7 protein-coding genes are annotated in these 5890 nt (G+C 69.4%); 4 read left to right on the top strand and 3 right to left on the bottom strand.

The genetic code is table 11. The features are described 5' to 3' along the window. From VF649_RS12825 to VF649_RS12815, 3 genes are all read left to right on the top strand, one after another. On the top strand, nucleotides 1-148 hold a 148-nt coding region (locus VF649_RS12825; RefSeq protein WP_414713679.1), incomplete at its 5' end, for a chorismate mutase. After that, nucleotides 145-1458, top strand: a complete 1314-nt coding sequence (locus VF649_RS12820; protein ID WP_331012348.1) for a serine hydrolase — start codon at nucleotides 145-147, stop codon at nucleotides 1456-1458. The genes VF649_RS12825 and VF649_RS12820, both read left to right, overlap by 4 nt. Nucleotides 1459-1570: 112 nt before the next feature. Continuing rightward, on the top strand, nucleotides 1571-2809 hold the full coding sequence (locus tag VF649_RS12815; RefSeq protein ID WP_331012347.1) for a hypothetical protein: 1239 nt from the start codon (nucleotides 1571-1573) through the stop codon (nucleotides 2807-2809). A gap of 111 nt (nucleotides 2810-2920) precedes the next feature. Here the strand turns inward: VF649_RS12815 and VF649_RS12810 are convergent, their stop codons facing one another. From VF649_RS12810 to VF649_RS12800, 3 genes are read right to left on the bottom strand one after another with little or no spacing between them, the layout of a single operon-like run. After that, nucleotides 2921-3700: a LysR family transcriptional regulator gene (locus VF649_RS12810; protein ID WP_331012346.1), complete on the bottom strand. Its 780-nt coding sequence runs from the start codon at nucleotides 3698-3700 to the stop codon at nucleotides 2921-2923. Continuing rightward, nucleotides 3697-4095, bottom strand: coding sequence for a Co2+/Mg2+ efflux protein ApaG (gene apaG / locus VF649_RS12805; RefSeq protein WP_331012345.1), 399 nt, complete (start codon nucleotides 4093-4095; stop codon nucleotides 3697-3699). The genes VF649_RS12810 and apaG overlap by 4 nt, the downstream gene beginning before the upstream one ends. 2 nt (nucleotides 4096-4097) lie before the next feature. Then, the gene (locus VF649_RS12800) at nucleotides 4098-5306 is read right to left on the bottom strand and encodes a trans-sulfuration enzyme family protein (protein ID WP_331012344.1); all 1209 of its coding nucleotides are present in this window, start codon (nucleotides 5304-5306) and stop codon (nucleotides 4098-4100) included. A gap of 80 nt (nucleotides 5307-5386) precedes the next feature. Here VF649_RS12800 and VF649_RS12795 point away from each other — a divergent pair. Further along, nucleotides 5387-5890, top strand: a 504-nt coding sequence (locus VF649_RS12795; RefSeq protein ID WP_331012343.1) for a glutathione peroxidase, incomplete at its 3' end; no start/stop codon positions are given.

Below are 5890 nucleotides of genomic sequence, written 5' to 3'. Positions count from 1 at the left end.
CCCCACACGCGAAACCCGACAGATCGAACGACTCCGATCCCTCGCCGCAAACGCAAACCTCGATCCAGACTTCTCCGAAGCCTTCCTCCGCTTCATCATCAACGAAGTCATCCGACACCATGAACGCGTGCGGGAAATCGCGCCATGAGGGCGCTTGCGCCGGCCCTGCTGATCGCCGGCATCGCCGCGCCTGTGTCGGCGCAGCCCGGCATCGCGCCTCTATCGGGGGTCGCGGCCCGCGCCGCTGCCCTGATCCCGATTCTGAACGGCGGCGGCGCCCCGGCCGAGATCTTCACCGCCGCCTTTCTGACCGACGTGCCCGAACCGCGGCTGCGTGCCATTGCCGCGCAACTGGCGGCGCAATATGGCCGGGCCGAACGGATCGGGCGCATCACGCCGGCCGGCGGCACGCGCTACGACCTGACCATCACCTATGCGCAGGCCGATGTGGCCGCGACGCTGACGCTGGAGCCGGCCGCGCCCGCCCGCATCGCCGGATTGCGCATCACCGGCGGCAGTGCGCGGTTGCCGGACCTGAACGCCGTCGTCGCGGCGTTGCGCACGCTGCCCGGCGCGACCGGGCTTGCGGTCGCGCGCCTCGGCGATGGCGCCCCGGCACTGCTCGCCGCACGGGATGCCGATCGTCCGCAGGCGATCGGTTCGACCTTCAAGCTGCTGGTGCTGGCGGAACTGGTCGGCGCGATCGACGCCGGCACGCGACGCTGGACCGATGTCGTCCCGCTGACCGTCCGCGCGGTGCCCAGCGGCATCCTGCAGGACTGGCCACAGGACGCGCCGCTCACGCTCCACAGCCTCGCCGCGCTGATGATCTCGCGCAGTGACAACAGCGCCACCGACACGTTGGTCGCGCTGCTCGGGCGCGATCGGGTGGCAGCGATGGCCGGCCCGCTCGGCTGGCCCGCGCATCCCGGCAACGATCCGCTGCTCACCACGCTGGAGGCCGCCAAGCTGAAGGCCGCCGCCGGTGGTACTCTTGCCGTGCGCTATGCCGGGGCCGGACCGGCCGATCGCCGCGCGTTGCTGGCCGGCCCCGTCGCCGCCCTGTCGCGCGACGCCATCGACGTCGCCACCCTCGAAACCCGCCCGTCCGCGATCGCCACGATCGAATGGTTCGCCAGCCCAAACGCCGTGGTCCACACGCTCGACTGGTTCCGCCGCACCGCCGCCCGCCCAGGCAGCGCCGCCGCGATCGCACTCGCGCTCCTCGCCATCAACCCGGCCCTGCCGCGCACCGATGCCGCCCGCTTTGCCTATGTCGGCTACAAAGGCGGCTCCGAAGCCGGCGTCCTCGCGCTCAGCTACCTCCTCCGCACCCCCGGAGGCACCTGGTACGCAGTCAGCGCCAGCTGGAACGATCCGGTCGCCACCGTGGCGGAGGCGCGGATGACGGCGCTGGTCACGCGGGCGGTACAGCTGGTTGCAGGAGACGATCGGTGATGCGGCGTTCACCGGATCCCGCTGCAGCTTCGCTGGTCCGGACGCCCGACCCATCGCCACACCCGGAACGGAGACACAGGCCGTGATGACGCACAGGATCGCACGGTCGGCAGTGGCCATAGCCCTGGCCTTCACCGCGCCGTCGATGGCGCTGGCGAAGCCCGAACCGCTGACCTTTGGCGCGCGGCTGGATCGGGCACGGGCCACGCTCCGGGTCGACGCCGGCGGACTGCATGGGCCGGGCGCGGCCGTCATCGCCGATGCGGTCGGGCACGCCCGCTATGTGCTGTTGGGGGAGGATCATTTCTCGCGTGAGATCCCCAGCTTCACTACCGGCATCTGCCGGATCATGGCCCCTTCCGGCCTGTCGGCACTGGCCGTGGAAACCGGACCGGAGGCGACCGTCTTCGTGAACGACGCCCTGCGCCGACCGGATCGCGCGACGCGGATCGCCGCATTTGCCCGCGCGCATCCCGACGTCATGGCTTTTCAGAACGGTCGCGACGAAAGCGACATGGCCGCGGAATGCGCGCGCCTGGCCGGGCGGCGGTTCGCGATCTGGGGCCTGGACCAGGAATTTTTCGGCGCGACCGGCTATCTGCTGGAACGGATGCGCGCCGCGCGGCCGGGACCGAAGGCGCGTGCTGCGATCGAACGTCTCGCCCTGCTCGACCGCGCGATGACCGCCGCTGCGCGCGCATCGGGATCTCCGGCGGACCTGTTCGTGTACACGGTGACCGATGCGCAGATGGCGGAGGCCGGCGGACACATCGCCCGCGATGGTGGCGCGCGCGTCTCGGCGATATTCGCGGCGCTCGCGGAAACGCGGGCGATCTTCCTTGGTCAGTCGACCGATGCTTTCGCGTCCAACGCGCAACGCGCCCGCCTGATGAAACGGACCCTGGCCGCGCATCTGGCGGCAGGCCCCAAAGCGTCACGCGTGCTGTTCAAGTTCGGGGACGTGCACATGGCAAAGGGAATCAATGCCCTGGGTCAGCGCGACCTCGGCAACTTCGTCGCCGAACGGGCGGAGGGTGACGGGACCGCATCGCTGCATATCGCGGTGTATGGCGCAAAGGGGGTCCACGCGGTCTATGGCGGGGTCGGTCGGCCGGTGCGGCACGACCCCTTCGTGCTGACCGACGATCCCGATTATGCCTGGCTCAAGGACGTCGTGACGACGCCCGCATCCGACGACCCGCGGCAGGATTGGGTGCTGATCGACCTGCGCGCGCTGCGTGCGAAACCGCCACGGGACATGCCGCCGGCTTGGAAGACGGCGACACAGCAGTATGACCTACTGGTCGTCGCACCGGAATTGACGCCCTCGTCGCTTCTGGGCGCGCCCTAGCGTCGATCATCGGGCCGGCCCGGTCGCGGCATCCGCCGGCCGCGACGATCCGCCCTGCCCATCGGGCAAGCGAATGGCACCGACCGGCAGCAGCGCACCACCCCCCAAAGCTTACCCCAACAACGCCGCCACCAACGCCTTCACCTTGCGCTGCCGCCATTGCGGCACCGGTGCGATCAGCCAGTAGCCGAGCGGCGACTCCACCGGCTCCCCCACCACCGCCAGCCCGCCGAGATCGCCCTCCGCCAGCAGCGCCGGCACCGTCGCGCGGCCGAAACCGGCGCGGGCGGCGTCGATCGCTAGCCCTGCATCGGCCACCGTCATCGCGGCGCCGCCCTCGCCCGGCTGCCCCGGCCAGGCGATCAGGCGATCGGGCGCTCCGGGCAGGGCGAGCGTGACATGACCGGTCCCGCCCAGCGCGACGCCCTCATGCTCGCCCGGGCCATCGGTCAACCGGATCGCCAGGTCGAGATTGGCCTGCGTGAAATCCAGATCGTCGTCGCTGGCGATCAGGACGAACCGCAGTTCGGGATCGGTCCGGCCATAGTCCGCCAGCCGCGCCGCCAGCCAGCGCGCGGTCAGGTCGCGCGGCGCGGCGATGGTCAACGTCTTCGACGTCTGTCCGGCCTGAATCGCGCGCACCGCCTCCTCGAACTGCAGGAACCCGTCGCGCAAGGCGCCCAGCCCCGCCGCCGCCTCGGGCGTCAGTTCCAGCCCCTTGGCGGTCCGTTTGAACAGCACGACGCCCAGAGTATCCTCCAGCGCGCGAACCTGTTGCCCCACCGCGGCCGGCGTCACCGCCAGTTCGTCCGCGGCGCGTGTGAAGCTCAGATGCCGTGCCGCCGCATCCAGCACGCGCAGCGCATTCAGCGGCAAATGCGTCCGCTTCACCGCGCGACCGCCGGCGCCACCAGCGGAAAGCGCGGGATCTTGGCATCGAACGCCGATCCGTCCGCGCCCAGCATGTGGAAACTGCCCTCCATCGCGCCGGTCGGCGTCTGCAGCGGGCAACCGGAGACATAGTCATAGGTCTTGCCAGGCTCGACCAGAGGCTGTTCTCCGACCACGCCGTCGCCGCGCACCTCGTGCCGCGCCCCGCGCCCATCGGTGATGATCCAGTGACGGGTCAGCAGTTGCACCGCATGGTTCCCCTCATTTTCCAGGCGGATATGATAGGCCCAGAACCAGCGCCCCTTGGCGGGGTCCGACTGTTCCGCCAGATAGCTGACCGACACCCGCACGATCAACTCGCGCGTCATCGCCATATGCGGGAACAGCGCCTTCATCGTCACAGCCCCGCGGCCGTCAGCGCGCGGTCTAGGTCGTCGATCACGTCCCGCGGATCCTCCAGCCCGACGTTCATCCGCAGCATGCCTTCGGTAATTCCCATCTCCGCGCGCACCGCCTCTGCCACGCCGTAATGGGTGGTGGACGACGGATGCGTCATCAACGACCGCGAATCGCCGAGATTGTTGGAGATATCGACCAGCTCCAGCGCATCGAGCAGGGCATGCGCCTGCGTCCGTCCGCCATCCACCCATAGCGCGATCATGGTGCCGCCGGCCGACATCTGCCGCATCGCCAGCGCATGCTGCGGATGGCTGGTCAGCCCAGGATACAGCACGCGCGGCACCCGCGTTTCCAGGAAGCGTGCGACCTGCAGCGCATTCTCGCTCTGCCGGTTGATGCGCAGGTCGAGCGTCTCCAGCCCCTTCAGCACCACCCAGGCATTGAACGCAGACAGCGTGGGGCCGGTATTGCGCGTGAACGGCAGCAGCGTGTTGAGGATGAAATCCTCGGTCCCGCACACCGCGCCGGCCAGCACGCGGCCCTGCCCGTCCATCATCTTGGTGGCGGAATGCGCGATGACGTCCGCGCCGAATTCGACCGGACGTTGCAGCATCGGCGTCGCGAACGCATTGTCGACCACGCTCACGATCCTCCGGTCGCGCGCGATCCCGCACACCGCGGCCAGGTCGACGATGTCCAGCGTCGGGTTGGCCGGCGTCTCGAAGAAGAACAGCTTGGTCTCCGGCCGGATCGCGTCGGCCCAGGCCTGCGGATCGGTGCCGTCGACGATCGTCGTCGCAATCCCGAACTTCGGCAGCAGCGTGTCGGTCAGCCAGCGGCACGATCCGAATGCCGCGCGCCCCGCCACGACATGGTCGCCCTGCTGCACCTGGCACAGCAGCGCCGCGGTCATCGCCGCCATGCCGGTCGCCATGCACCGCGCGGCCTCGGTTCCTTCCATCAGGGCGATACGCTGTTCCAGCATATCCACCGTGGGGTTCTGCAACCGGGAATAGGTCATGCCCGCCTGCTCGCCCGCGAACCGCGCGGCGGCGTCGGACGCCTTGTCATAGGCGTAGCCCGACGTCAGGAACAACGCCTCCGACGTCTCGCCATATTCCGATCGTGCGGTGCCGCCGCGCACCGCCTGCGTTGCGGGGCGCCAGCTTTCGGTGACGCTGCGGTCCTGACCAGTGTGCCTTTTCATGCCGCCGCTTTGCCCGCCCGCGCGAAACCGTGCAAGGGTGGCGGGCATGGCATCCCCGCATGGGACAGGAGGTTTCCCCGATGACGACGACCGCGCTCACCGATATTCCGCTCAAGACCATCGCGGGTGAGCCCGCCACGCTCGCCGACTATGCGGGGCAGGTGCTGCTGATCGTCAACGTCGCGTCCAAATGCGGGCTGACCCCGCAATATGACGGGCTGGAGGCGCTCCATGCCAAATATCGGGACCAGGGTTTCACCGTCCTCGGCTTTCCGGCCAATGACTTTGCGGGCCAGGAACCGGGCAGCGATGCCGAAATCGCGCAATTCTGCCGTGCCACGTTCGGCGTGGATTTTCCGATGTTCGCCAAGATCGCGGTCACCGGTCCCGACACGCACCCGCTCTACCGGGCACTGACCGCGGCCGAACCGGCGGCGCAGGGCGGGACCGCAATGCGCGAAAAGCTCGCCTCCCATGGCATGACCCCGAACGCGCCGCCCGCAATCCTCTGGAACTTCGAAAAGTTCGTCGTCGGTCGCGACGGCACCGTCGTCGCGCGCTTCACCCCCGACACCCTGCCCCAG

This window comes from Sphingomonas sp., from assembly GCF_036387535.1.
Lineage (GTDB): Bacteria > Pseudomonadota > Alphaproteobacteria > Sphingomonadales > Sphingomonadaceae > Sphingomonas_R.
This window is presented reverse-complemented; position numbering and strand designations above follow the sequence as displayed.

Excerpts from the sequence above, each read along its gene's own strand:
- VF649_RS12820 (WP_331012348.1), top strand. The coding sequence starts at position 145 with ATGAGGGCGCTTGCGCCGGCCCTGCTGATCGCCGGCATCGCCGCGCCT.
- apaG (WP_331012345.1), bottom strand. The coding sequence starts at position 4,095 with ATGAAGGCGCTGTTCCCGCATATGGCGATGACGCGCGAGTTGATCGTG.
- VF649_RS12800 (WP_331012344.1), bottom strand. The coding sequence starts at position 5,306 with ATGAAAAGGCACACTGGTCAGGACCGCAGCGTCACCGAAAGCTGGCGC.